At 67.3% G+C, this 25,448-nt stretch carries 25 protein-coding genes and 1 pseudogene; 12 read left to right on the plus strand and 14 right to left on the minus strand.

Features of this window, described 5'->3' with window-relative positions; translation table 11 throughout:
• Window positions 1–83: 83 nt before the first annotated feature.
• From OR16_RS01180 to OR16_RS01190, 3 genes are all read left to right on the plus strand, one after another.
• Window positions 84–713 carry a flavin reductase family protein gene (locus tag OR16_RS01180; protein WP_423739626.1) on the plus strand — a complete coding sequence of 210 codons (630 nt, stop codon included), beginning with the start codon at window positions 84–86 and terminating at the stop codon, window positions 711–713.
• 190 nt (window positions 714–903) lie between these two features.
• Window positions 904–1,383 carry a DUF1348 family protein gene (locus OR16_RS01185; protein WP_006156141.1) on the plus strand — a complete coding sequence of 160 codons (480 nt, stop codon included), beginning with the start codon at window positions 904–906 and terminating at the stop codon, window positions 1,381–1,383.
• A 73-nt stretch (window positions 1,384–1,456) separates the two neighbouring features.
• On the plus strand, window positions 1,457–2,017 hold the full coding sequence (locus OR16_RS01190) for a TetR/AcrR family transcriptional regulator (protein WP_006156142.1): 561 nt from the start codon (window positions 1,457–1,459) through the stop codon (window positions 2,015–2,017).
• 66 nt (window positions 2,018–2,083) lie between these two features.
• Here the strand turns inward: OR16_RS01190 and OR16_RS01195 are convergent, their stop codons facing one another.
• On the minus strand, window positions 2,084–2,332 hold the full coding sequence (locus tag OR16_RS01195) for a hypothetical protein (RefSeq protein ID WP_043417952.1): 249 nt from the start codon (window positions 2,330–2,332) through the stop codon (window positions 2,084–2,086).
• An 85-nt stretch (window positions 2,333–2,417) separates the two neighbouring features.
• Window positions 2,418–3,671, minus strand: a complete 1,254-nt coding sequence (locus OR16_RS01200) for a serine hydrolase domain-containing protein (protein ID WP_006156144.1) — start codon at window positions 3,669–3,671, stop codon at window positions 2,418–2,420.
• A gap of 364 nt (window positions 3,672–4,035) precedes the next feature.
• Here OR16_RS01200 and OR16_RS01205 point away from each other — a divergent pair, with 364 nt between their 5' ends.
• The 5 genes and pseudogenes from OR16_RS01205 to OR16_RS01225 all read left to right on the plus strand — a co-directional run bounded on the left by OR16_RS01205 (window position 4,036) and on the right by OR16_RS01225 (window position 6,765).
• Window positions 4,036–4,572 (plus strand): lecithin retinol acyltransferase family protein, encoded by a 537-nt coding sequence (locus OR16_RS01205; RefSeq protein WP_006156145.1) that lies wholly within the window; start codon window positions 4,036–4,038, stop codon window positions 4,570–4,572.
• Window positions 4,573–4,587: 15 nt separating this feature from the next.
• Window positions 4,588–5,109: a hypothetical protein gene (locus OR16_RS01210; protein ID WP_006156146.1), complete on the plus strand. Its 522-nt coding sequence runs from the start codon at window positions 4,588–4,590 to the stop codon at window positions 5,107–5,109.
• A gap of 99 nt (window positions 5,110–5,208) precedes the next feature.
• Window positions 5,209–5,676, plus strand: a pseudogene (locus OR16_RS40665) (RNA polymerase sigma factor); the annotation flags it as partial.
• Window positions 5,677–5,710: 34 nt separating this feature from the next.
• Window positions 5,711–6,379, plus strand: coding sequence for an anti-sigma factor family protein (locus OR16_RS01220; RefSeq protein WP_006156148.1), 669 nt, complete (start codon window positions 5,711–5,713; stop codon window positions 6,377–6,379).
• A gap of 158 nt (window positions 6,380–6,537) precedes the next feature.
• Window positions 6,538–6,765 (plus strand): hypothetical protein, encoded by a 228-nt coding sequence (locus tag OR16_RS01225; protein WP_006156149.1) that lies wholly within the window; start codon window positions 6,538–6,540, stop codon window positions 6,763–6,765.
• Window positions 6,766–6,848: 83 nt separating this feature from the next.
• On the opposite strand, the gene OR16_RS45110 is transcribed toward OR16_RS01225, so the two are convergent.
• The 6 genes from OR16_RS45110 to OR16_RS01250 all read right to left on the minus strand — a co-directional run bounded on the left by OR16_RS45110 (window position 6,849) and on the right by OR16_RS01250 (window position 15,005).
• Window positions 6,849–7,553: a GGDEF domain-containing protein gene (locus tag OR16_RS45110; RefSeq protein ID WP_237716880.1), complete on the minus strand. Its 705-nt coding sequence runs from the start codon at window positions 7,551–7,553 to the stop codon at window positions 6,849–6,851.
• The gene (locus OR16_RS45115; RefSeq protein WP_237716881.1) at window positions 7,540–8,382 is read right to left on the minus strand and encodes a hypothetical protein; all 843 of its coding nucleotides are present in this window, start codon (window positions 8,380–8,382) and stop codon (window positions 7,540–7,542) included. Before OR16_RS45115 ends, OR16_RS45110 begins: the two co-directional genes overlap by 14 nt.
• 85 nt (window positions 8,383–8,467) lie before the next feature.
• On the minus strand, window positions 8,468–8,818 hold the full coding sequence (locus tag OR16_RS01235) for a DUF4148 domain-containing protein (RefSeq protein ID WP_006156150.1): 351 nt from the start codon (window positions 8,816–8,818) through the stop codon (window positions 8,468–8,470).
• Window positions 8,819–8,991: 173 nt separating this feature from the next.
• On the minus strand, window positions 8,992–10,482 hold the full coding sequence (locus OR16_RS44365) for an efflux transporter outer membrane subunit (protein ID WP_063709557.1): 1,491 nt from the start codon (window positions 10,480–10,482) through the stop codon (window positions 8,992–8,994).
• A 6-nt stretch (window positions 10,483–10,488) separates the two neighbouring features.
• Entirely contained in the window at window positions 10,489–11,745 is a 1,257-nt protein-coding gene (locus OR16_RS44370) for an efflux RND transporter periplasmic adaptor subunit (RefSeq protein WP_006156152.1), read from the minus strand.
• Entirely contained in the window at window positions 11,742–15,005 is a 3,264-nt protein-coding gene (locus tag OR16_RS01250; protein WP_006156153.1) for an efflux RND transporter permease subunit, read from the minus strand. Before OR16_RS01250 ends, OR16_RS44370 begins: the two co-directional genes overlap by 4 nt.
• 237 nt (window positions 15,006–15,242) lie before the next feature.
• On the opposite strand from OR16_RS01250, the gene OR16_RS01255 reads away from it, so the two are divergent.
• Together OR16_RS01255 and OR16_RS01260 are read left to right on the plus strand one after the other, a co-directional pair.
• A complete protein-coding gene (locus OR16_RS01255) occupies window positions 15,243–15,917 on the plus strand; it encodes a heavy metal response regulator transcription factor (RefSeq protein ID WP_006156154.1) in 675 nt (224 codons plus the stop codon).
• On the plus strand, window positions 15,902–17,368 hold the full coding sequence (locus OR16_RS01260) for a heavy metal sensor histidine kinase (protein WP_006156155.1): 1,467 nt from the start codon (window positions 15,902–15,904) through the stop codon (window positions 17,366–17,368). The genes OR16_RS01255 and OR16_RS01260 overlap by 16 nt, the downstream gene beginning before the upstream one ends.
• Here the strand turns inward: OR16_RS01260 and OR16_RS01265 are convergent.
• From OR16_RS01265 to OR16_RS01285, 5 genes are all read right to left on the minus strand, one after another.
• Window positions 17,349–17,990, minus strand: coding sequence for a LysE family translocator (locus tag OR16_RS01265; RefSeq protein ID WP_006156156.1), 642 nt, complete (start codon window positions 17,988–17,990; stop codon window positions 17,349–17,351). The two genes, OR16_RS01260 and OR16_RS01265, sit on opposite strands and share 20 nt — an antisense overlap.
• Before the next feature lie 114 nt (window positions 17,991–18,104).
• Window positions 18,105–19,223 carry an NAD(P)H-dependent flavin oxidoreductase gene (locus OR16_RS01270; protein ID WP_006156157.1) on the minus strand — a complete coding sequence of 373 codons (1,119 nt, stop codon included), beginning with the start codon at window positions 19,221–19,223 and terminating at the stop codon, window positions 18,105–18,107.
• 59 nt (window positions 19,224–19,282) lie between these two features.
• Complete coding sequence (locus OR16_RS01275; protein ID WP_006156158.1) at window positions 19,283–20,467, minus strand: YbfB/YjiJ family MFS transporter; 1,185 nt, start codon at window positions 20,465–20,467, stop codon at window positions 19,283–19,285.
• Entirely contained in the window at window positions 20,460–21,344 is an 885-nt protein-coding gene (locus tag OR16_RS01280; RefSeq protein WP_006156159.1) for a LysR family transcriptional regulator, read from the minus strand. Before OR16_RS01280 ends, OR16_RS01275 begins: the two co-directional genes overlap by 8 nt.
• Before the next feature lie 26 nt (window positions 21,345–21,370).
• The gene (locus OR16_RS01285; protein ID WP_006156160.1) at window positions 21,371–22,414 is read right to left on the minus strand and encodes a LysR family transcriptional regulator; all 1,044 of its coding nucleotides are present in this window, start codon (window positions 22,412–22,414) and stop codon (window positions 21,371–21,373) included.
• 117 nt (window positions 22,415–22,531) lie between these two features.
• On the opposite strand from OR16_RS01285, the gene OR16_RS01290 reads away from it, so the two are divergent.
• On the plus strand, window positions 22,532–23,329 hold the full coding sequence (locus OR16_RS01290; RefSeq protein ID WP_006156161.1) for a carboxymuconolactone decarboxylase family protein: 798 nt from the start codon (window positions 22,532–22,534) through the stop codon (window positions 23,327–23,329).
• A 15-nt stretch (window positions 23,330–23,344) separates the two neighbouring features.
• On the opposite strand, the gene OR16_RS01295 is transcribed toward OR16_RS01290, so the two are convergent.
• Window positions 23,345–24,268 carry a LysR family transcriptional regulator gene (locus OR16_RS01295; RefSeq protein ID WP_006156162.1) on the minus strand — a complete coding sequence of 308 codons (924 nt, stop codon included), beginning with the start codon at window positions 24,266–24,268 and terminating at the stop codon, window positions 23,345–23,347.
• Window positions 24,269–24,411: 143 nt separating this feature from the next.
• Here OR16_RS01295 and OR16_RS01300 point away from each other — a divergent pair, with 143 nt between their 5' ends.
• On the plus strand, window positions 24,412–25,407 hold the full coding sequence (locus OR16_RS01300; RefSeq protein WP_006156163.1) for an aldo/keto reductase: 996 nt from the start codon (window positions 24,412–24,414) through the stop codon (window positions 25,405–25,407).
• Window positions 25,408–25,448 lie beyond the last annotated feature (41 nt).

The raw sequence follows: 25,448 nt of genomic DNA on the forward strand, positions 1-25,448 counted from the left end.
GGCCGGCCGCGCTGGCCCGACGACACTTTCTGGCGGGGGCATCGCGTTTTCTGTCCCCGGTCTTCAACGCTCTCTTCCCGCGTATCTGCAACGTGTCCGCCGACCCTTATTTCTACGAGCCCGCCAACGGGCATGGCCTGCCGCATGATCCCTTCAACGCCATCGTCGGGCCGCGCCCGATCGGCTGGATCTCCTCGCGCGGCGCCGACGGGATTGTCAATCTCGCGCCCTATAGCTTCTTCAACGCCTTCAACTACACGCCGCCCATCATTGGCTTTGCCAGCATTGGCTACAAGGACAGCGTGCGCAATATCGAGCAGACCCGCGAGTTCTGCTGGAACCTGGCAACGCGGCCGCTGGCCGATGCCATGAACGCGAGCTGCGCGGCGGTGCCGCCGGAGGTCGACGAGTTCGAGCTGGCCGGGCTCACGCCGGTAGCCTCGCGCATGATCGCGGTGCCGCGCGTGGCGCAATGCCCGGTCTCGTTCGAATGCAAGCTTACGCAGCTGATCCAGCTTGAAGGGGTCGGCGGGCACAAGGTGCCGACCTGGCTGGTATTGGGCGAGGTGGTTGGCGTGCATGTGGACAAGGCGCTCTTGAAGGACGGCATCTATGACACTGCTGCGGCCCGTCCGATCTTGCGCGGTGGCGGGCCGGCCGATTATTTCGAGATCGGGCCCGAGGCGCTGTTCCACATGCGGCGCCCGCGCTGAGCGCCTCCAGTGGTTGAGCGTGGATGCCAAGCCGGCTGATTGCCGGCTTTTTCATGTCAGCGAAGTTCGTCTTGACATACAGACCTGTCTACCCTAATAATGTAGACAGGTCTGTATCATTGTTTGGTAGCCAAACGCGCTGCAGCCCATCTTTCTTGAATCCCACTGCTGTCGCAGCCAGGAGAAACCGATGTCGTCCAATCCCGCAATCCGCCCGCCCGTGCCCCCGTTTACCCGTGACACCGCTATCCAGAAAGTGCGCGGCGCCGAAGACGGCTGGAATAGCCGCGACCCTGAGCGCGTGTCGCTCGCCTACACGGTCGACAGCGCGTGGCGCAACCGCGCGGAGTTCGTGAACGGGCGCGCGGCCATTGTTGGCATGCTCACGCGCAAATGGCAGAAGGAGCTGGACTACCGCCTGATCAAGGAGTTGTGGGCGTTCGGCGGCAACCGCATCGCAGTGCGTTTTGCCTACGAGTGGCACGACGATTCGGGCAACTGGTATCGCTCCTACGGCAACGAGAACTGGGAGTTCGACGAAGCCGGCCTGATGCAGCGGCGCTTTGCGTGCATCAACGATGCGCCGATCAAAGAGGCCGAGCGCAAGTTCTTCTGGCCCCTGGGACGCCGGCCAGACGACCATGCAAGCCTGAGTGATCTCGGGCTTTAAATCTCGGGCTTCAAGCCGGACGGCCCGATCAAGGATAATTCCCCCACTTTTTGTAGCAAGGAACACTTCAGCCATGGCCACGCCCTCCGCCCGCGAACGCATCCTGGATACCGCGGCCCGCCTGTTCTACCAGGACGGGCTGCGCGCGACCGGCATCGACAAGATCATCGCCGAGTCCGGCGTGGCCAAGATGTCCCTGTACCGGCATTTCGCGTCGAAGAACGAGTTGATCTCGGCCTTCCTGGCGCGACGCCACGAGAGCTGGATGGGCTGGTTCGAGCAGGACGTGGAAGCGCGTTTCGCCGTCAGCCCAGGCTTGGAGGTGATCGCGGATGCGTTGGCCGACTGGTTTACCGGCGGGGATTTTCGTGGCTGCGCGTTTATCAATGCGGTGGCCGAGGCGGGTGCTTCCGGCGAGGGCACGCAGGTGGCGCAATCCGTGGCGCACAAGGCGGCGCTGGCTGCCTTTATCGGTTCGCTGGCGCGGCGGCTCGGCTTGCCGGGCCCCGAGGCGATCGCCGAAGAGGCGATGCTTTGCGTGGAAGGCATGATCGTGCGTTACCAGATGACAGCCGATCCGGGCGTGGTCGATGCCGGACGGCGCTTGCTGCGCCGGTTGCAGCAAGCGCACTGAAAGGGCCGGTCGCCCCCTGAGTGTTGGGTAGACAACGCTTGCCACGACTTTTTGCGCCGCCTCCGGCTATTCGTGCCCTGTCACGAATTTCTTTGTCGCGTGATAGCCGTGCCTAGTTTCGTCGGCAACGGCGTGGCCGGCCGTCTTGGCACCGCGGCCAACCGCGTGCGTGGCATCGCGCACGGCATGCCCGGTCTTCTTTCCTGCGGTCTTGACATCGTTCTTGAACGCGTGGGCACCCGTAGCCAGGCTCGCGTGCGCCACCGAGCTTAGGGCAGCCAGCACGAACGCCACGATTGAAGTTCTCGTCTTCATCACTTTTTCATCACTTTAACCTTGCGCGAAACCGGCCATCTGGCCTTACGCCCGAGATCGTATTTTACGTCTCGCCGGGTGCTCATCATGCCGCGGCGCCCGGCTCCGTGATCGCGCTGTAGACCAGCGTGCGCAGTTGGCGGCGCACCGGGTAAGCGGACGAGGGCAAGAGCTGGGTCAGGAACAGTCCGATCAGGTCCTCCTGCGGATCGACCCAGAAGAAGGTGCTGGCCGCGCCGCCCCAAAAGAAGTCGCCCGCGCTGCCGGGCATCAGCGTGCTCGCCGGCGCCAACGTGGTGGCGAAGCCGAGCCCGAAACCGACGCCTTCGTACGTGGCCTCGCTGAACATCGAGCGCGACATGCGCGGCAGGTCCACTCCGCCCGGCAGGTGGTTGGCGGTCATCAGCGCCAGTGTCTTCGGGCCCAGCAGGCGCACGCCGTCAAGCTCGCCGCCTTGCCGCAACATGCGCGCGAAGCGCATGTAGTCAGCGGCGGTGGACACCAGGCCGCCGCCGCCGGAGATGAAGGCGGGCGGCTTCAGGTAGGGGCTGTCGCGGGGATCGTCCTGCAGGACCGGCCCGCGCGTGGATACCACCTTCGAACCCAGCGCGCCGACGGCGTAGCAGGCACAGAAGCGCGACGCCTTTTCCTCGGGCACGTAGAAGGCAGTGTCGACCATGCCCAGCGGATCGAATATCCGATTCTTCAGGAAGGTCTCGAAAGGCATCCCGCTGACCTTGCCGACGAGGTAACCCAGCACGTCGGTGGAAACAGAGTAATTCCAGGCTTCCCCCGGCGAGAACTCCAGCGGCAGCTTGGCCAGCTTCTCGATCATGTCGTCCAGCGTGCCGTCGGTGGCGATCTCGCCCAGCTTCAGCTTGCGGTAAGCCGCGTCCACGTTGCTGTTCTGCTGGAAGCCATAGGTCAGGCCGGAGGTGTGGCGCAGCAAGTCGACCACGAGCATCGGGCGCGCCGCCGGGCGCGTCTGGAAGCTCTCCATGAAGCCCCCGGCGTAGACGCCCAGGTTCTCCCACGCCGGAATGTACTTGCTGACCGGATCGTCCAGGGCGATCTTGCATTCCTCGACCAGCATCATGACCGCCACCGAGGTGACGGGCTTGCTCATCGAGTAGATACGGAAGATCGAATCCTCGGCCAACGGAACCTGCCGTTCCCGGTCAGCCAGGCCCAGCACCGAGTTCAGGGCCAGTTCGCCGCGCCGCCACACCTGGATCAGGGCGCCGGGCAGCTTGCCGGTCGCGATATAGTTTTCGTCGATGAACCGTTCGACCCGCCCGAGCCGTTCCCGGGACATCCCCTGCGTTTCGCTGCCTTGCATCTCGCTCCTCCTTGTTATTGCCTTCATGCCCGCGCCGGCGTCCAAGAGTTACGCGGGTAAATACGGGCGCGTCGGTCTTCGATGCCGACCTGGCCCCGCCCGCACCCCGCCATCATGACATCTGCGGCCTCCGCTCGCCAGGCGGGCGGCGCGATGACGAGCGCCAAGCGCGGCCGTCACGCACGCTCCTGGCATAAGGCCGACATGCAGGAGTGGTGCCTTGCGCGTCGGCTTCTCGGCCATTTCTGGCATTTCGGCCAGCGCGAGCCTTGGCGAGACAACGCCGCGCGAATAACTTTCCCCGCGCAGCAGTACTACAGGTACCGGCACGGCGCGGCGGCCAAGACAAACGGGGGGGCGGACCATGAACGACGAGCACAGCCCGGCATGGCCGGAACTCGCCTCAGGCACCACGCCGGTGCCGGACGCCCACCTTGTCACGCTGCGCTGCGGCTATTGTCACCACGGTATCTACGTGGGCGATGGCAAGGTTGTGCAATACGCCGGGTATTGCCGCACGCTGCACCATGGGCCGGTGGAAGAAATCGACCTTGTCCAATTTTCCGCCGGGCAGCAGGTCTGGATAGACGCCAGCATGGCCCCTAGATACCCGGGCCATGAAGTCGTGCGGCGGGCACGCTCCAGGCTGGACGAGGACAGCTACCGGCTCCTTACCAACAATTGCGAGCACTTCTGCGCCTGGTGCCTGGCCGGCGAAAGCCGCAGCGAGCAGGTGCAAGCGTGGCGGGCCCACCCGCGCTCGGCGCTGCGCAGCGCGGTCCGGCTCGTCAAGGCGTTTCACAGCAGCCTGCCGGCGATCGGGAGTCCCGCCGCCGGTGCGCCCTCAGCACTGCTTCCTGGTCACACGTTTGCGCTGGCCGGGTGGCTGCCCTCTCCTTAACGTCGGAGCTCAAGCATGACTCCCATCGTCCCAACAAAGTACGCACCGACGCTTCGCACGCGTTTTGCGAGTCCGCTGCTGGCGCTGGCCGCAGCGATCCTGGCGGGTGGCTGTGCGACCCCGGTGTGGCAATCGGTTGCGGCGGGCGCCAGCCAGGCCGAACTGCAGGCCAGGCTGGGCACGCCGCGTGAGATCTATCAGTTGCCGGATGGCTCGCAGCGCTGGCTCTATCCCGCGCCAGGCGAAACCAAATGGGCGGCCGAGCTTGATCCCGGTGGTCACGTCGTGAGTGTCAGGCAAATGCTGACCGGCGAGGAGTTCGGCCAGGCCAGGATCGGTGAGTGGACCATGCGCGATGTGCGGCTGCGCTTCGGGCAGCCTGGCGAGATCGTCTACTTCTCGCGCATGCGCCGCACGGTCTGGAGCTACCGGTTCGCGCCTGACGGTGCATCGTACTCGACGATGCATTTCTACTTTGATCCCGAGGGCGTGTTGCGCCTCACCCAGGTCATGCCGGATTTCCTGTCCGAGCAGTAGCCCACGCGCGCGTGCCGTGGGGCGCGCCTTTTTGCTCCCGGGATTGGCCACGTGAGCAAGTCCCGCCCGGGAATAAACTGGCGCCTCGGCCGGTCATACATGGGCAAGGCACAGGAGGGTACCGTGGATGCAACCGACGAGGCCCGCCGCTTTTCCGAAGTGGCGCTGCCGCATCTGGATGCCGCATACAACCTGGCACGTTGGTTGAGCGGCAGCGCGAGCGACGCGGACGATATTGTGCAGGACGCCTACTTGCGCGCCTTCCGCTTTTTCGACAGTTTTCGGGGCGACAACGCGCGCGCGTGGCTGCTTGCCATCGTCAGGAACACGTGGTTCACCGAGTGGCGCAGACGGCGCGATGCGGCCGATGGCACGCCCTATGACGAAACGTTGCACGGCGACGAGCGTCTGCCGGGATGGATCGACGATATCGGGAGCAATCCTGAAATGCTGGCGGTTCGACAAGAAGATGCGCACCTGGTCCACCGCGCGCTCGAGAAGTTGCCGGTCGAATATCGCGAGGTGCTGGTGTTGCGTGAGCTGGAGGACATGAGCTATCGCGATATCACGCCTGCGCCGGGACATTCGATGGGAGCGAATCATGAACGACGACAAGACCGTGAGTTCGATGCACAGCCTGCTGAGCGACGGATCGCTCTACCATCGCGCGCCGCCGCATCTGCGCGCACGGGTGTTAGCCGGGCTGTCGCGCAAATCTCGCCGTCCGCCCTGGTTTTCGTGGCGCAACCTGGCCATCGATCGCGCGCAGGCGTGGGCCGGCGGTGGCCTTGCAGGTATCGCGGCCTCTGCGCTGGTGTTCGGCGCGCTTGGCTTGGTACAGCCCTCGCGAACCAGCATGCTGGGCGAAGAGATCCTGTCGAGTCACGTACGTTCGCTGTTGTCGCAGCATCCAGTCGATGTCGTTTCAACCGATCAGCACACCGTGAAGCCTTGGTTCAACGGCAGGCTCGACTATGCACCGCCGGTCGTCGACCTGGTGGCGCAGGGCTTTCCTCTTGCCGGCGGCCGGGTCGACTATGTCGGCCATCGCCCTGTCGCCGTATTGATCTATCGCTACCAGCAGCACCCGATCGATCTCTATGTGTTCCCGGCGGCGGGCAGCCCATCAGCGCCTGTGGCCTATTCGGCCGACGGCTACTCGATGGCGCGCTGGCACCAGAACGGCATGAACTTCTGGGCCATCACCGACGCGCAGCCGGAGCATCTGAACCTGTTCGTGCGGGCGGCGCGGACAGGGCAAGGCAATTAGCGGGAATAAGGCGGGCACTCGCGCGGTTCTACTAGTGCATGGCGAACCAACTCTCAGGGTTGATCGATATCCCGGAAACCCGGTCGGCATGCGAGCGCGAACGTAGCCACCATGGCAATGCGCTCTGGAAGCTATCCCTACCGCATTTGGAGATCGTCATGAAAATCCTGATTTCGGCGGCTATTGCCGCATTGGCATCGTTCGCAGCCCTGGCCCAGGCATCCACCATCGCCACCGATGCCACAAGCTCGAACAGCAAGGCCCATATCACCGGGCCGCGCGATCCCTACACCGACGGCGCGAAAGCTGGCAGGTTCGATGTCTATTCAGAGGGCGCAAACATTACGGAACGGCGCGATCCGTTCACCGACGGCGCGCACAGCTAAGACGCTGCCAGGACCGCAGGCGGCTAGGATCGAGGAGGGCGGGTCTGTGACCCGCCCCTGGCCGAGAGAACTTCCCTTGCGCTCTAGCCCTCCTGGGCCGCGCTATGGACTTGGCGCCTTTGCCCTTCGTCCGCGGTGATGGCCACCCGGTTGCGCCCGGACGCCTTCGCCTTGTACAGCGCTTCGTCACTTGCATTGAAGAAGACCCGCAGGTTTGCGAAACGTGCGCGGCCCTCGGTGGTGGCCACACCGATACTGACCGTGAGTACCTGGTCGGCGCTCCCCGCATTCGGGATCGCCAGGCTCTCGACTGCCGAGCGAATCTTCTCGGCGACGGCGATGGCGCCATCCACGCCGGTGTTGGGCAGCAGCACGGCAAATTCCTCGCCGCCGTAGCGGGCGGCATAGTCACCAGGCCTGCGGATATTGTCGGCAATGCAGCGGGCAACCGCAGCCAGCGCGTCGTCGCCTCCCGCGTGCCCGTAGCGGTCGTTGAAACGCTTGAAATGATCGACATCGATCATGAGCAGGGACAAGGGCTGCTGGTTGCGCCAGGCCCGGCGCCACTCGATGCCCGCGGCTTCATCCAAGGCGCGCCGGCTGCCGATACCGGTCAGGCCGTCCGTGTTGACCATGAGCCGCAGATGTTCCTCCATCGCCAACCGGCGCCTGAACTGCTGGGCAATCAACATCGAGAGGGCGATGAGCATGATGTCGAGGGCGATGATCAGCCCGCCAAGCAGCCATGCCCTTTTGCGCCATTCCGCGTAAATGTCATCGGTCGACAACGTGGCGGAAGTCATAGAGCCGCTCAGTGCCATCCAGCGCGGCGATGCCGACATAGGAGCCTTGCGAGGCTTGCGTGAGCGGAGCGAAGGACGGGCTGCCGGCAATGCTCTGCCCAATCGTGCGTGGGCCTTCCGGGCGGCGCATGAGAACGATGCCATCGTCCCGCAGTAGCGTGATGGTGCCCCCCGGGCCAAGCTTCGTCCCCGCGAACAGCCTCCTGAAATAGTGGATACGCAGCGTGCCGACGACAATGCCGGCAAAGCTGCCATCGGCGTGCGACAACCTGCGGCTAAGGCCGATCGACTGGCCACCATCCGACAGGCGAGGCTGGAATGGCTGGCTGATATACAGCCCTGCCGTGGACGAATCGCGATGCACCTTGAAGTAATCGCGGTCGGCGAGATTGACGGGGCGGGGAGGGGTCGAGCGGGAGTCGAGCACGAGGTGGCCTTGCTCGTCCGTCACCAGCAGGGAGCCCATGTCCGTCGCGGTCGTGGAGCGGTCAAACAACACTAGCTGGCGGATGGCGGGAGGCAACCGGAGAATCTCGGGATCCTTGACGCCGTCGATCACGGAGTGCAACGACAGCGCATAGATTTCCAGATTGCGGGCGATATCGCGCTCCAGGATCAGCGAGAGATTGGCGGCCCCTTCTTGTGCGCGTCCAAGCGCGTCCTGACGCATTTCAACGAGCGCACAGCCTCCGATGGCGGCGATGGCAACAGCAAGGGCAATGCTGCTGGCCACGAAAAGACTGAGGGGTTTGAAGTTCACTTTTTTGGCGCCGGCCAAGGCTGTGCGCAGCCGCGCGTTCCTGTAAGCAGCCACTAGTTTTCTCGGCACCCGATGTCATTCAACCATCGGGTTGTCTTGTGGCTCGCGCTGCTTGGCATGGTATTGCGGCGTGGATGCGTCATGCTCCGTAGTAGAAGGGACTGCGCACGGCATCGATCCGGGGTTGGCCTGAACCCGTGGACATGTTGGCGCTTGCCTGCACATGACCTTGCGCCTGCGGTTGCGGGCTGGCGGCGCCAGCGCTGGCGGATGCGGCGTCCTCGGCCGCTACCTTGGCCTCGGCCGCCTGAATGTCCTGGGGATAGGTGGCGTTGTCGCCATGGGCCGGCCGGTAGCCGGCCTGTTCCAGCCGGATCAGGTCGGCACGGACTTCAGCACGGGTGACGGGCGCCTGCACGCTTTGCGCGAAGGACAGTGCCGGCACAACCAGGGCGCAGGACAACAAGACGGTGCGAACGATTGCTTTCATGATGCGTTACCTCTTTCGGTTGAAGTGGCCCGTTGCCGCCGGGGCCGTGGTGCTTTCATCGGGATGATGAAACGCTGTAACCAGTATTGGATTTGGCAGCTGACCTCGGCCTGACCGTCTCATTACATTGCCGTCATGTTGGCCCGCCAGTGCAGCCGGTGCAGCCCGTGCTGCTAGGGCGCTACAGCGGCCGGTTGCCAACCCCCACCCAGTGCCTTGACCAGCATCACACTCGCTACCAACTGGCGTCGGTGCACCGCCTCGGCGGCTCGTTCGCTGGCAAGCGCGGTACTCTCCAGCACGCTCACGTCGAGAAAGGCCACCGCGCCTTTGCGGTAGCGGTCCAGCCCCAGCGCGAGCGCCCGCTCGGATGCTTGGCTGGCCGCTTGCTGGCTGCTTGCCTCGTCCTGCAGCGCATGCAATGCGGCGAAGTTGTCTTCCACCTCCTGGAACCCGCGCAATACGCTTGCGCGATAGTCGGCGGCACTGGCGTCGAACTGGGCGCGCGCGCTGTCGGCTACCGCCTGGCGGCGGCCACCGTCGAACAGCGTGGCCGCCAGCGCCGGGCCGATCGCCCAGAAGCGGCTCGGCGCGGTCAGCCAGCCAGCCAGGCTGGTGCTTTCCAGGCCGCCGCCGACGGCGAGCAGCAGGCTCGGGAAAAACGCGGCGCGGGCCACCCCGATCTGCGCGTTGGCGGCGGCCACGCGGCGTTCGGCGGCGGCGATGTCGGGGCGCCGCTCCAGCAGTTGCGAGGGCAGGGCGGCCGGCATGGCCGGCAGGGTGGGCTGCACCGACGTGTCAGCCAGCGGCGGCAGCGAGAAGCGTGCTACGGGCTCGCCCACCAGCGTGGCGACGGCATGTTCCAGTTGGACGCGGTTCAGGCGCAGCTCGGCCAGTTGCGCCTTGGTGTTTTCAAGTTGGGCGCGCGCCTGCGCCACGTCGCCTTCGGTGGCGATGCCGCCGCGGTAGCGGTTGTCCGCCAGCTCCAGCACCGTGCCGTAGGCTTGCACGGTGCGTGCGAGCAAGTCGAGCTCGCGGTCGGCCGAGCGCAACCCGAAGTAGTCGGCAGCCAGTTCGGCCTGCAGGCCGAGGCGCACCGCGGCGACGTCGTCCGCGCTAGCCTGGGCGCGCGCCTCGGCTGCGTCCACGCCATTGCCGATGCGGCCCCACAGGTCGGGTTCCCACGAGGCCGTCAGGCCCAGCAGGTGGCCGGGTTCGGTCTTGCCGGCGAGAGCGCGGCCCACCACATTGGCTGAGGTGTGGCTGCTGTTGACGCTGGCTCCGGCGGTCACGGTGGGGAAGTACGCGGCATGGGCGGCCCTGGCCTGGGCGCGCGCGTCCTGCAGCAGGGCCACCGCCTTGCGCAGGGTCTGGCTGGACACGTCGATGCGGGCTTCCAGCGCGTCGAGGGGCGCGTCGGCGTACACGCGCCACCAGTCCGGCGCGATGCCGGCCGGGCCGCCCGGACGCGCGGCGCTGGCGCCGGCTTCCTTGTACGCGGCGGGCGTGTCAACTGTGGGTGGTTGGTAGGCCGGCGCGGTGGCGCAGCCGGCCAGCAATGCGGCCAGCGCTAACGAGAGAATCGAAGCAGCAAGGCCGGTGGTCTTGCGGCGCGGGCGGGCGGCGGGAACTCGGGTTTGACGAGAACGCTCGGGAGTGTGCATGGCGGGCTACCTTGCCTGGCTGGCCGCGGTTGCGCGCCGCGTGGCCGGCGCCGCCTGCGCGACCCGGACCACATCGCCCGCCAGCAGGCCGTCGCCGGGATTGACCACCACCTGCTCGCTGCCTTGCAAGCCCTCCGTGATCTCCACGTGCGAGCCAAAGTCACGGCCGAGGGTCACCGGGCGGATCGCCAGCTTGCCGCCGGCGCCGACCACCGCGACGCAGGTGCCTTGCGCACGGAACATCAGCGTGTTGGCCGGCAGGTCCAGGCCGGCCCGCGTTTGCGGCGCGCTCAGGTGGACCTCGGCATAGGCGCCGGGCAGGATCCGGCCCCCCGCGTTGTCCACGTCCAGCTCCACGCGCAGGCTGCGCGTAACGGTGTCGATGGCGCCGGCATTGCGCGCCACGGTGGCGGGAAAGCGCTGGCCGGGGAACTGCGGCAGCGTCAGCCACGCCTGCATCTGCGGGCCGGCCATGCCGCTGGCGTCCTGCGGCACCTGCACGTACACGCGCAGCCGCGTGCCGGCAGAGAGGTGGAACAGCTCGCGGCCCGGCCCGCCGGCGCTGCCGGCATCGATCAGCGCGCCGGTGTCCACGTTGCGCGCGGTCACCACGCCGTCGAACGGCGCGCGGATCTGCGTGTACGAGGCGAGTTGCGCCAGCCGTGCCGTGTTGGAGCGGGCGGAGGCCAGCGTGGCGGCCTTGGCCCGCATGTCGGCCACTTTCTGGTCGGTATCCTGCTGCGCCACCGAGCGGGATTCGAGCAGGTCTTGCCAGCGCTCGGCGGTGCTTTTGGCCAGCGCGTAGTTGGCCGCTGCGATGGCTTCGTCGGCGTGCGCCTGGCGCAGCTGGTCGCTGACCTCGGGCGCATCGATTTGCGCCAGCAACTGGCCTTGCCTGACCGGCGTGCCGATGTCGGCGTACCAGCGGCGCAGGTAGCCGTTGACGCGCGCGTAGACCGGTGCGTCCTGGAAGGCGCGCACGTCGCCCGGCAAGGTCAGCTCCTGCAGCGCCGGCGCGCTGGCGGGCCGCACCGTGGAAACGGTGGTGGCGACAGCCTCGGCGGTGCGTACCGACAACGTGGCATTGGCCTGCAGCCTGGGCACGATGCCGGCGGCCAGGGCGCCGGCGAGTACGGCCAGTACCAGCAGGCGGGTGCGCAGGCGGCCCGCGCGCGCGGGCGCCACGGCCGCGGTGGCAGAGGTGGCGGCGGTGGTGGCGGCGGTGGCGGCGGATGGGGAAATGTCGGGAACAGGGCGTGTCATGCCGGGCCTTTGTGGTCGAGACCGAGAGCGGGATGCAAATCAAGACAGGGGCTTGCCGCGCGCGCGGCAAGCCAGCGGTGCAGCAGTGCGAACAGGGTGGGCACCACCACCAGCGTGGCGATGGTGCCGCAGGCCAGTCCGCCGATCACGGCGCGGCCAAGCGGGGCGTTCTGGGCGCCGGCGTCGCCCGCGCCAAGCGCCATCGGGATCATGCCGATCAGCATGGCCAGCGCGGTCATCACCACCGGCCGGAAGCGCCCGATGCCCGCTTGCAGCGCCGCATCGAAGGGCGCCACGCCCGCCGCGCGCAGTTCGCGCGCCAGGCTCACCACCAGGATGCTGTTGGCGGTGGCAATGCCGATGCACATGATGGCACCGGTCAGCGCCGGCACGCTGATGGTGGTGCGCGTGACAAAGAGCATCCACGCCATGCCGGCCAGCGCGCCCGGCAGGCCGCCAATGATGGCCAGCGGATCGAGCCACGACTGGAAGTTCACCACCATCAGCAGGTACACCAGCACTACCGCGATCGCCAGGCCACCTAGCAACCCGGCGAAGGACGCATGCATGGTCTGCACCTGTCCGCGCACCACCAGCTCCGAGCCGGGCGGCAGCGTCTTGCGCGCGGCATCGACGATGTGGCCGATGTCGCCGGCGACCGCGCCGAGGTCGCGCCCCCGCACCGAGCCGAAGATGTCGATCACCGGCTGCACGTTGTAGTGCGACACCACGCCTTGCTGGCTGGACCGCACCACGTTGCCGAGCGAGCCGAGCAGGTCGCCGCCGGTGCCGGGGCTGGCCGTGCCGGCGCCAAGGCCTAGCGGAATGTTGGACAGCGACTGCAGCGAGCCCATCGCGGCCTGCGGCACCGACACCATCAGCGGATAGCTCACGCCGTTGCGCGGGTTCAGCCAGAAGTTGGGCGAGGTCTGGCCGCTGCCGGAGAGCGAGATCAGCAGGTTCTGCGCCACCTCGCGCTGCGACAGCCCGGCCTGTAGCGCGCGCGTGCGATCCACATCCACCGTCAGCGCAGGCTGGTCGTCCGGCTGCTGGATATGCACATCGGCCAGCCCCGGCACCGCGCGCAACCGGCCAATCAGTTTCTGCGCCACCGCGCGATTGGCGGCCAGCTGGTTGCCCACCACCTGGATATCGATCGGCGCCGGCAGCCCGAAATTCAGGATCTGGCTGACGATGTCGGCCGGCAGGAAGGAGAAGCTCACGCCCGGGAAGGCCTTGGGCAGCAGGGCGCCGAGCTGGTCGACATAGCTCGCCGTGGCGCCGTGGCCTGGCTTGAGCGACACCAGGATCTCGGCGTCGGCCGTGCCGATCGGCAGCGCGGAGTCATAGGTCAGGTTGATGCCGCTCACGGGCAGGCCGATGTTGTCGATGATGCCGGCCACCTGGTCCGGGCCGATGGCCGCGCGGATGCGGTTCTCCACCTCATCGGCGATGCGCGCCGTTTCCTCGATGCGGGTACCCGTGCGGGCACGCATGTGCAGGCGGATCTCGCCGCTGTCCACGCTCGGAAAGAAGTCCTGCCCCAGGAAGGGCACCAGCGCCATCGAGGCGGCGCAGCAGGCCAGGAAGGCCGCAGCCAGCCGCCTGGGGTGGCGCAGCGCTGCAGCGAGCGTAGCGGCGTAGTGCGTGCGGACGCCCTCGAACCCGTGTTCAAAGCGTGCCTGCAGCCGCGCGCAGGCGCGATGCAGGCGGCCGGGCTTGCGCGTCTGTGCCGTGTTGTCGTGCTCGTCATTGCGTGCGCCGTCGCGTGCGCCGTTGCGTTCGCCACGCAGCAGGTAATGCGCCAGCGTGGGAATCAGCGTGCGCGAGAAGAAGTAGGACGCCGCCATGGCAAACACCACCGCCTCCGCCATCGGCACGAACAGGTAGCGCGCCACACCCGTGAGCAGGAACATCGGCAGGAACACGATGCAAATCGACAGCGTGGACACCAGTGTAGGCACGGCGATCTGCGCCGAGCCTTCCAGGATCGCCTGTTCCAGCGGCTTGCCCAGCTCGCGGTGGTGGGTAATGTTCTCGATCGCCACGGTGGCATCGTCCACCAGCACGCCTACCGCCAGTGCCAGTCCGCCCAGCGTCATGATGTTCAGGGTCTCGCCGAGCGCGCTGAGCGCCATCAGCGCGGCCAGTACCGAGAGCGGGATCGAGATCGCGATGATCAGCGTGGCGCGCCAGCTGCCCAGGAACAGCAGGATCATCGCGGCGGTCAGGCAGGCGGCGATCAGCGCTTCGTGCAGCACGCCGTGGATGGCCGAGGTGACGAAGACCGACTGGTCCGAGACCGGCTGCACACGCAGCGACGGTGGCAGCCCGGCCATGATGCGCGGCAGCATGGCCTTGACCTGGGCGATGATGGACAGCGTGGAGGTATTGCCGCTTTTCTCGATCTCCAGCAGCGCGGCACGCTTGCCGTCGCGGCGCACCACATTGGTCTGCGGCGCGTAGCCGTCGCGCACCTGGGCCACGTCGCGCACGTAGATCGTGCCGCCGGGGCCGCTCTTGACCGGCAGGTTGTTGAGCTCGGCCACGGTAGCCGTGCTGCCGTTCAGGTCGACCCGGTACTCCAGCGCGCCGATCTTGGCGGTGCCCCCGGGTAGCACCAGGTTTTGCGCATTGATGGCGTTGACCACGTCCAGCGGCGCCAGGCCGCGTGCCTGCAGCGCGCGTGTATCGAGATCCACCATCACCTGACGCACCTTGCCGCCGTAAGGCAGCGGCACGGACGCGCCCTGCACGGTGGCCAGCTGCGTGCGGATGAAGTTGTTGCCCAGGTCGTACAGCTGCTGCTCGGGCAGCTGGCCGCTGGCCAGCGCCAGCCGCAGGATCGGCACGGTGGAGGCGCTGTAGCTCAGGATCAGCGGTGGCGTGGTGCCTGGCGGCATGTTGCGCAGCATCGATTGCGCGCCCGAGGAAGTCTCGGCAATCGCGCGGTTGATGTCGGCGCCGGGATGGAAGAAGATCTTGATCACGGCCACACCGGCGAGCGACTGCGACTCGATATGCTCGATATCATCCACGCTGTTGGTCAGCGAGCGCTCGTAGCCTGTGACGATGCGCCGCGCCATGTCCTCGGCGGACAGGCCGTTGTAGGTCCACACCACGCTGACCACCGGGATATCGATGGCCGGAAAGATGTCGGTGGGCGTGCGCAGCAGCACCAGCGGGCCGGCCAGCAGCAAGCACAAGGCCAGCACCACAAAGGTGTAGGGGCGGCTCAGCGCGAGCCTGACAATCCACATGGTTTGCACTCCCGGGTGATGGATGCGTACCGCGCCCGCCGCTGTCTTGCGGCGTCCGCGGTGATCGATGGCCGCATTCTAGAAAGCCATGGGGGCCGGGAACGCTGTCGAATCGATTACAGATTTGTCATTCAGGCGCACCGCGCCAGCGGCTATCATCCGAGCATGCAAGGCGCCCGGAGCGCGGCTTGCCGGTACTGGCCGGATGAGGACGGAAGGGGACGGACGAGGACGGACATGAGAATTCTGGTGGTGGAGGACGAGCCCAAGACTGGCGAGTACCTGCGCAAGGGGCTGACCGAATCGTCCTTCGTGGTCGACCTGGCGGTGACCGGCGCCGATGGCCTGCACCAGGCACTGGACGCGGCGTATGACCTGGTCATCCTTGATGTGATGCTGCCCGGCATGAACGGCTGGGAGGTGCTCAAGCAATTGCGCGAGCACAAGGACACGCCGGTGCTGTTCCTGAGCGCGCGCGATGAAGTGGAGGACCGTGTGCGCGGGCTGGAGCTGGGTGGCGACGACTATCTCGCCAAGCCCTTCGCCTTTGTCGAGCTGCTGGCGCGGGTGCGCACCTTGCTGCGGCGTGGCCCGGCGCGCGAGGCCGATCGCATCGAGATCGAAGACCTGGAGATCGACCTGATCCGCCATCGCGTGACACGTGCCGGCCGGCGCATCGAGCTGACGCCGCGCGAGTTTTCCCTGCTGCATTTCCTGGCGCGCCGGCACACCGAGGTGCTGAGCCGTACCCAGATCGCCTCCCATGTCTGGGACATGAATTTCGATAGCGACACCAACGTGGTGGATGTGGCGGTGCGCCGCCTGCGCGCCAAGATGGACGACGATTTCCAGCCCAAGCTGATCCATACCGTGCGCGGCATGGGCTACGTGCTGGAATGCCGGCAATCCTGATGCGCAGGCTCTCGCTCACTACCCGCCTGGCGTTCGCCTTCGGCCTGGTTGCCGCAATCGTGTTCGGCGGCGCCGGGGCCTACCTCTATCGCGCCCTGGCCATGCAGGTGATAGAGCGCGACGATGCGGAACTGCTGCGCAAGGCGGTGCACGCGCGCGATGAACTGAGGGAGCAGGGGGCCCGGCCCGACAGCAACTGGCGGGAGGTGGGCGGCGTGGTGTCCGGCAACGACGAGTTTGCGCTGGTGGTGCGCGCCGCCGGCGGCGCTGTGCTGCTTGCCGCGAACGCCACCGAAGGGCCGCCCGCCTTGCAGCCGGTGGCGCCGGAGGCGCCGTTCGGGCCCGAAGCGATCCGTGCCTGGACCACGCGCCAGGGCTACCCGGTGCACGGCGTGCAGGCACTGGTCCCCGTCGGGCCTGGCACTGGCGCCCCCGGGCAGGCGCTGACCTTCACGCTCTACCAGAGCGCCGTTTCCCGCACCACGTTGCTGCGCGCCTACCGTACGAAACTGCTGCTGACGGGTCTGCTGGGCACGCTGGCCGTGGCCGGGCTTGGCTACGTGGTGCTGCGCGCCGGCATGGCGCCGCTGCGGCGTATCGCCGCCGGGGCGTCGTCGGTCACGGTGCACCGGCTCGAACTCCCGATCGCCCCGGCGCAGTTGCCGCCCGAGCTGGCGGAGCTGGCGGCGGCCCTGCAGCAGATGATGGACCGGTTGCGGGATGGCTTCGAACGTCTTTCCCAGTTTTCCGCGGACCTTGCGCACGATTTCCGCACCCCCATCGGCAACCTGCTCGGGCAGAGCCAGGTAGCGCTGTCGAGCGAGCGCAGCGCCGACGAATACCAGGCGCTGCTGGCGTCCAATATCGAGGAATACGAACGGCTCGCCCGCATGATCGAGAACATGCTGTTCCTCGCCAGGGCGGAGAACGCCCGCGTGGCGGTCAAGCCAGCGCGCCTGGACCTGGCGCGCGAGCTTGGCGCGCTGTCCGACTATTTCGAGGGGCTGGCGGAGGCGCGCGGCGTAGCGATCGCGGTGGATGGCGGGGGCGCGGTGCTGGCCGATCCGCTGCTGCTGCGGCGCGCGGTCAGCAACCTGGTGGCCAATGCCATCCGCTACACACCCGCTGGGCAGACGGTGGTGATGGCGGCGCGCACAGGCCCTGGGGGCAGCAATATTGAAGTGCGCAACCCCGGGGCCGGCATCGCGCCAGAACACCTGTCCAAGCTGTTCGACCGCTTTTTTCGCGGCGATCCTGCCCGCGCCAACTCGGGAGAGTCGGCGGGCATCGGCCTGGCCATCGTGAAGTCCATCATGGACTTGCACCATGGGCACGTCGAGGTGGAGTCCGAAGTCGGGGGAACAACGGTATTCAGGCTGCGCTTTCCGGCGACCCAGGCAGATCCCGCGTCTTGCGGTGCCGCTGCCGGTGCTACTGGCGCAGCGACGTGAGCAGCCGGATGCCGAGCAGCGCCATCACGCCGCCGACCGCGCGATCCAGCCACAGCTTGAAGCGCAGGTAGAACGCGCGCGGCCCGGCGCTGGAGAGCGCGATCGCCACGATGGCGTACCAGCCCGTCTCGATCGCAAAGACCATCAGCGGCAGCGCCAGCAGCAGTGAAGCGGGCACCTGGGCGGGCAACAGCGCGGCAAACACGCTGGCGTAGACCACCGCCGTCTTGGGGTTGCTCAGCTGCGTGGCGAAGCCGCTCAGCAAGGCACGGCTGCGCCCCGGGGCGGGCGAGCCGCCGCCCACCGCCGCGCTGGCCGCCATCGCCAGGGGCGCGCTGGCGCCGCGCCAGATGCGCGCGCCCAGATACACCAGGTAGATGCCGCCGCCCACCTTCATCGCCATGTACAGCCAGGGCACCGCCGCCAGCAACAGCTTCAGCCCGAGTAGCGCGGCCGCGGCAAACACCACGCCGCCCAGCCCCATGCCCAGCGCCATGTAGAGCGCATCCGCGCGGGAGCGGGCAATGGCGGCGCGGGCCACCATCACGAAGCTAGGGCCGGGGCTGACCGCGCCGAGCGCCAGCGCGCCGCCAATGGCCAGTGTCGAAGTCAATGCATCCATGGGGCAGTCTCGTCAGGAAGAAGGGGGAGCGGCGCTGCGGGCCAGCATGAGGCCGGTGCGCGTGGCGAAATGGTAGCAGCAAGACACCCGCGCCGCCGGCTTCGGCAGTCCCCCTCAGTTGGCGCCGAATCCCGCTCCGCTCAGCGCCGCAATCGTCTGCGCCAGCTCCTCGCGCAGTATCGCCACGAGTTGCGCCGCCGGCAGGGCGCGCGCCAGTGGCGCTGCTTGCCCGGCCCATTGCGCGGCGTAGTCGGCATTGCCGCGTGCCTTGGCAGCGGCGTGCAGCGCCTTGCCGGCGTCGTAGGTGATGGGGTAATCGGGAATCGCCGGGTGCTCCGCCGCTTCGCCCAGCGCGGTCAGCCGGTTGACGAAGCCACGCGCGGCCCGGCCGGAAATGGAGCGGGTCAGCGTGGTGCGGGCCGGCTGGTCCGCCAGCAGGGCGGCGCGGTAGGGCGCGTCGGCCACGGTCTCTGGGCAGGCCACAAAGGCGGTGCCGAGCTGCGCGGCTTGCGCGCCCAGCGCCAGGGCCGCCGCAATGCCGGCGCCGTCCATGATGCCGCCGCTGGCGATCACGGGCAGAGCGGTATTGCGGACCAGCAGTCGTACCAGCGCCAGGATGCCGAGCCCTTCGTCAGGCCCCCGCGGCTCGAACGTGCCGCGGTGGCCGCCGGCTTCCACGCCTTGGGCAACGATGGCATCGACGCCTGCAGTGGCGATCTGCCGCGCTTCGTCCAGGCTGGTGGCCGTGGCCATCAGGAAGATGCCGGCCGCGTGCAGGGCATCGATCCAGGCCTGCGCCGGCAAGCCAAAATGGAAACTCACCACGGCGGGCCGCGCCTCCAGCAGCATCGCGAACATGGCGTCATCGGCGACAAAGCTGGTGTAGATCTCGCGCAGCGCGGCGGGCGGCGTGGCGCCGAACTCGGCGAAGCTCGGCGCCAGGTAGGCCAGCCATTGCGCCTCGCGCGCCGGGTTCGCGACGGCGGGAGCGTGGCAGAACAGGTTGATATTGAAGGGCTTGTCCGTCAGTGCGCGGGTCTCGCGGATGGCCTTGCGAGCGCCCTCGGCGTCCATGGCGCCGACGCCCAGCGAGCCCAGGCCGCCGGCATTCGACACGGCCGCGGCAAGCGCCGGTGTGCTAACGCCTGCCATCGGGGCCTGGATGATCGGCGCGGCGAGGCCGAGCCGGGAGAGCAGCGTACGTGGTTGCGTGGCGTGGATCGGGTTGTTCATTGACGGGCTCCTCGTTAAGGGGTGGATTCTGTGCGGCGCGCCGGGCGTGCGGGTGGCCTTCACAGGAAGCAGAAGGCGGCAGCTGCCAGCAGCGTGCCAGCGGCGGCGGCAAGCGGGCCGCTGAAGCTATGGCTGTGTGCCATCAGCGCCGTGGATACCAGGGGGCCGGCGATCTGGCCTACGCCATAAGCGGCGGTCATGATGGCAAGCAGGTTGAATGTCACGCGGTGGGCCACGCGTTTCGCGGCGGGCATGGCGATGGTCACGGTGCCAACGAACGTGCCGCCTACCAGCAGCGCGCTAGCCAGGTAGGCCACGGCCGAGTGGCTGAGCGCGGGCAGGATGACACCGGCTGCCTGCACCAGCAGGTTGAGCGCGAGCGCGCGCCGCGTGCCGAGGCGGCCATGCAGCGCATGCCAGAGAAAACATGAAGGTGCCGCGCCAAGCCCAAACGCGGCCCAGATATGGATCGGGTCGATGTGGCCGAGCGCGTCGCGCACAAAGAGCGGCAGGTAGGTTGCCGTGACGATATAGCCGAATCCCGCCAGCCCGTAGCTGGCCACCAGCGGCCACGGACCAGGGCCGCCGGCATTGGCCTCGCCCGTGGCGCTGGCGGCGGCATGCGGCTGGCGTGCTTGTGCGTGGCCGCCAAGATACGGCCATGCCGGCAGGCTCAGGATGGCGGCGCCACCGCCGATCGCCATCCACAGCAAGGGGCTGTGCCAACCGGCCAGGTTGCCGGCGGCGATCAGCTCGGCGGACAGCAGGATGCCGGCACCGACGCCCGAGAACAACAGCGGCGCACCATGCGGATGGCCAACCACCTGGAACAGCCACACCGACGCGCAGATCAGCGCGATGGCGCTCAGCACGCCTGCCAGGAAGCGCACGCCGATGAAGAACCAGGGCGCGGCTGGCACTGCCAGCGCCAGCAGGCACAGGGCGCTGCCGACGAGTGCGATGCGGCAAAAGCGCGGCGCCGCGCGCTGCGGCATGCGGCTGACCGCGAGGGCGCCCACGAGATAGCCCGCGTAGTTGGCGGAGGCGGCAAGCGAGCCCGCGCTGACGCTCAGCAGGCCGTCGCGCACCATCAGCGGATACATGCCGGTGAATGCAAAGCGCCCGAAGCCCATGCCTACCGCCATCACCAGCGCGGCGGCCAGCGACGGCATCCAGGACGGCATGGCATTGCCCACCTGGTCCAAGGTGCGCGATGCCACGTCGGCGGGCGAGGTCCTAACCATGCTGCAACTCCTGCAAGAATGCCGCGTACGCTGAGGTGGCAAAGCCCGAGCGGCGCACCAGCAAGGTGTGCGAGGTACATACCGGCACGGTCTGCAGGTCCGCGGCATCGGGGTGCAGGGCGAGCAGCGACCTCGGCAGGATGGCCACGGCCGAGCCTGCCGTCACGCAGGCCAGGATCGCGTGGTAAGACGGCAGTTCCAGCACGTTCAGCGCCAGCCGGGAGCCCTCGCCGCTGGCCAGCCAGGCCTCGGCGCACTGCCGGTACGTGCAGCCGCGCGAGAACGTGGCCAGGCTGCGCAGCTTGATGTCCTGCGGCGCGCGCACCGGCGGGTGGCTGTGCGGCAGCACCAGCAGCAGCGCTTCGGAGAACAGGAACGTGCCCTCCAGGCCCGGCCCGAGTATGTCCATGTCGAGCGCATCCGGCGTGCCTTCGGAGGGATGCGCCACCACGGCGCAATCGATGCGATGCGCCAGCAATGCATCGATCAAGGCTTGGGTGGTGCCGGTCTGGATCTCGATCCGCACATCCGGCCATTTGCCGTGGTAGCGCGCCAGCGGGCGGGGCAGCCGGCTGGCGGCCGCGCTTTCCATGCTGCCCACGCGCAGCGTGCCAGAGGGCACATCGCTGCGCATGGATTGCCGGGCCTCTTCGGCCAGCGCCAGCAGCCGCTCGGTGTAGCCCAGGAAACGCTGGCCTTCCGGCGTCAGGGTCATACGCTTGCTGTCGCGCAGGAACAGGGCGACGCCGAGCTCCTCTTCGAGTTGCTTGACGCGCGTGGTGACGTTCGACTGCACGCGGTCCAGGGTCTTGGCGGCCCGTGTGACGCTTTCTTCAAGCGCCACGGCCCGGAAAATCTCAAGTTCGGCCAGATCCACGGTAATCCTTCAGTCGAATTTTGTTCTTAAAACAAGAACATGATATTGAAAACTATCATGCATAGGGATTGATAAGTCAAGAAAGTCCTGACGCCAGCGGGGTGGGCGGAGCCGGAGAAAATCGGGGGGGCCTGCTGTTCAGCAGCGTTCAGTGGTATTAAGCGGTGTTTAATGGCGTTTTCGGCGAATAGACGGCGCCGGGAGATAGCGGGCGCGCAGGGTATCCAGAAGCACTGGCAGTGCCGGGGCAGGATTGCCTGCCGCATAGACCACGGCCACGCCGATAGTACCTTGTAGACCACACCGGTGCGCGCCATCGCTTGCAGGGAGGACGGCACCAGCGCTACGCCCTGGCCATCGGCTATCAGGCCGAGCAGCACATGGTGGTCCGCCGGTTCCGGCACGCGCGGCGGCGCAAAGCCGAGCGCGCGGAACACGCCCTCGTAGTGGTCGAAGTAGGCAGCGTTGAGCTTGCGCTGAGCCCAGAACAGCGGATCGTCCTGCAACTCCAGCAGGGAGAGGCGCTTGCGCCTGGCCAGCCGGTGCGTGGCCGGTAAAGCTGCCACCAGCGGATCGTCGAACAGGCGCTCCACCACCAGCTCGCCGGTGGCCGATGGCAGGCCGATCAGCGCCGCGTCCAGCGCGCCGCGGCGCAGGTCGGCGATGGACTGCTGCGAGATCTGGCGTTTTTGCAGCAGCCGGACCTCCGGCGCCCGCGCCTGCAATGCCGGCGCCAGCCAGGTGAACAGGGCGGCATCGCACACGGTAGTGATGCCCAGGCGCAGCCCGCTGTTGCGAGTGGCGCGCTGCCGAGCGCGGGTGAGCAGGGCGTCGGCGCTGGCCAGCAGCTCGCGCGCTTCGGGCAGCAGGCGGCTTCCCGCCGGGGTCAATGCCACGCCATTGCGATCGCGCTCGAACAGGCGCGCGCCAATGGTGTCCTCCAGCGCCTGGATCTGCCGCGTCAGCGGCGGCTGCGTGATCGACAAACGTTCTGCCGCGCGGCGAAAGCTCAGTTCATCCGCAACGGCGACGAAATACTGCAATTGCCAGAGTTCCAGGCGGATTTGCATCGGCTAGCCGGCTTGTCTTGTGATACGCGAAAGGTATCACGCCGAAGGCATTGGCGGCGTGCGAACGCGCTGGCTAAGCTTGCCTCACCGTCAACCCAAGGCAAAAAAGGAAACCGCATGAACGCCCAGACCATGTCCCTCGGCCACGCTCAACTGGCCGCCCTTGAACAAACGACCGAGCCCTCGATCCTCGATGCGTTGCGCGATATCGCGCCCGACCTGGCGAGCCTGGCGATCGGCTTTGTCTATGGCGAAATCTATCCACGCCCCGGGCTCGACTTGCGGCAACGGCAACTCGTCACCGTCGCCGCGCTTGCCGCGATGGGCGGGCTGGAGCCGCAGCTCAAATTCCATCTGGCGGGCGCGTTGCACGCGGGTTGCACGCCGGACGAGCTGGTGGAGCTGATGAACCATCTCGTGGTGTATGCCGGGTTTCCGGCGGCGCTCAATGGTGTGGCCGCCTGCAGGGCCGTCTTCGCGAAGGAGGGCGTTGCCGTCAATGGCGGCACGCAGGTGCCGGCGCCCGTGTCCACCGGCTCGCGCTTCGATACGGGCCTTGCCAGCTTGCGCGAGATCGACGGAGAAGCTGGCGAGCACGTGCTGGCCTCGCTAGAGGACATAGCGCCCGACCTCGGCCGCTACATCATCGAGTTTGCCTTCGGCGACATCTACACCCGGCCCGGGCTCGACCTGGTATCCCGGGAACTGGTGACCGTGGCCGCGCTGACAGCGATGGGCTCGGCCGCGCCGCAACTCAAGGTGCATATGCATGGCTTGCTGAACGTGGGCGGCACGCAGGAGCAAATGGTGGAAGCCATCATCCATCTCGCGGCCTACGCGGGATTTCCGCGCGCCATCAATGCGGCGCTGGCAGCAAAGGAAGTGATGGCCGCGCGCGCGCAGCGCCGGGTTTGAGGGCGCGCCGCTGCTTCACGGCGGCGCAGTCGGATCGAGTTCGGCTTGCAAGAGCGCCGCCGCCCATTCGATGAAGGCACGGACCTTTGCCGTCAGGTGCCGGTTGCGCGGATACAGCGCCACGATCGGCAACGTTCCCGCATTCCAGTCGGGCAGCACGGGCACCAGGCGGCCGCTGGCGAGGTGCTCGCGCAGCACACGGTTGTCCGGGCTTTGCATCAGGCCCATGCCGGCCACCGCGGCTGCGGTGTATGTGTCGGCATCGTTCGCGGCCACCCAGTGCGGCCGGCTGATTTCATGGGCTTCATCCGCGCGCCGGAAGTCGAAGGGAAACACGCGCCCGGTCTTGGCCGAGAAGAAGTTCACGAAATGATGCTGCTCAAGGTCCGCCAGCGTGGCGGGCGTGCCATGGCGCTGCAGGTAATCCGGGGCCGCGCAGGTTACCACCGCCATTGAGCCGAGTTGCCGCGCAACCAGGCTTTCGTCGTGCACCAGGCCGCCACGGATGACGCAATCCACGCCCTCGGCAATCAGGTCCACCGGGCGGTCCGAGCTGCCGAGTTCCAGCACCACCTGCGGGTAGCGGCGGAAGAAGTCCGGCAACGCCGGCGCAATCGCGTGGCGGCCGATGGCGGCCGGCACGTCTACGCGCAGGCGTCCCGCCGGCGTTACCACGGCATGGCCCAACGCGGCTTCCAGCTCGTTCATTTCCTGCAGCATGGCAACGGCCCGCTGATGGTAGAGCATACCGTCGTCGGTCAGGCTCAGGCGCCGCGTGGTGCGATGCAGGAGGCGCACGCCCAGATGCGTTTCCAGGTCCTGGATGATGGTAGTGACGCGTCCCTTGGGCAGGTGCAGCGCCGTGGCCGCGCGGGAGAAGCTGGCGAGCTCCACCACCCGGACGAAGACCTCCATGGACTTGAAACGGTCGATACGCATAGTGGCGGCGGTGTGGCTGATTGTTCTTTTTATCGGAAACAGTGATTTCTATAGATGCTAGTTTATTCGCATATGGTTGCACAATAAACTCACTTCATCGCCTAACCGATAGAAGTGAGATCGAGATGACTCAATCCCAAGACATGGCTTTCACCGCCCTCGGCACGCAGGGCCCGCAACAGGTTTCCGCCCTCGGCCTTGGCTGCATGGGCATGTCCGATCTGTACGGCGCCAGCGACGAGGCACAGAGCATCGCCACTATCCATGCGGCGCTGGATGCAGGCATCAACCTGCTGGATACCGGGGATTTTTACGGTGCGGGCCATAACGAGATGCTGCTCGGCCGGGCGCTGAAAGGCCGGCGCGACCAGGCGCTGATCTCGGTCAAGTACGGCGCACTGCGCTCGCCCGACCACAGCTGGCTCGGCATGGACGGCCGTCCCGCGGCGGTGAAGAACTTCGCCGCCTACAGCCTTCAGCGCCTCGGCACCGATCACATCGACATCTACCGGCTGGCCCGGCACGATCCAGCGGTGCCCGTGGAGGACACCATCGGCGCGGTCGCCGACCTGGTCAAGGCGGGCTATGTACGCCATATCGGCTTGTCCGAGGTTGGCCCGGAGATCATCGCGCGGGCCCACAAGGTGCACCCCATCAGCGACCTGCAAATCGAGTACTCGCTGCTCAGCCGCGGCCCGGAAGCGAGAATTTTCCCGCTGCTGAAGACGCTCGGCATTGGCGTGACCGCCTATGGCGTGCTGTCGCGGGGGCTGCTCGGCGGCTCGAAGCCTCAGGGGCCGGCGGATTTTCGTAGCCACCTGCCGCGCTTCAGCGGAGAAAACCTGAACCGCAACCAGCGGCTGGTGGCCGCCCTCGGCCAAGTGGCGCAAGGGCTGGGCGCCACCGGTGTGCAGGTGGCGATTGCGTGGGTGCTGGCCAAGGGCAGCGAGCTGGGCCTGCAGATGGTGCCGCTGGTCGGTTCGCGCACGCTGGCGCAGCTCGAAGGCGCGCTGGGTGCGCTGCGGCTGACGCTATCCGCGGCGGACATGGCCCTGATCGAGCAAGCCGTGCCGGAGCAGGCCGTGGCCGGCACCCGCTACGCTGCGGAGCAGATGGCGTTTCTTGACAGCGAGCGTTGAGCGGCTGGCCGCGGATCATTCGATGTCCAACCGCCGCGCCG

Source organism: Cupriavidus basilensis OR16 (assembly GCF_000243095.1).
GTDB classification, from domain to species: domain Bacteria; phylum Pseudomonadota; class Gammaproteobacteria; order Burkholderiales; family Burkholderiaceae; genus Cupriavidus; species Cupriavidus basilensis_D.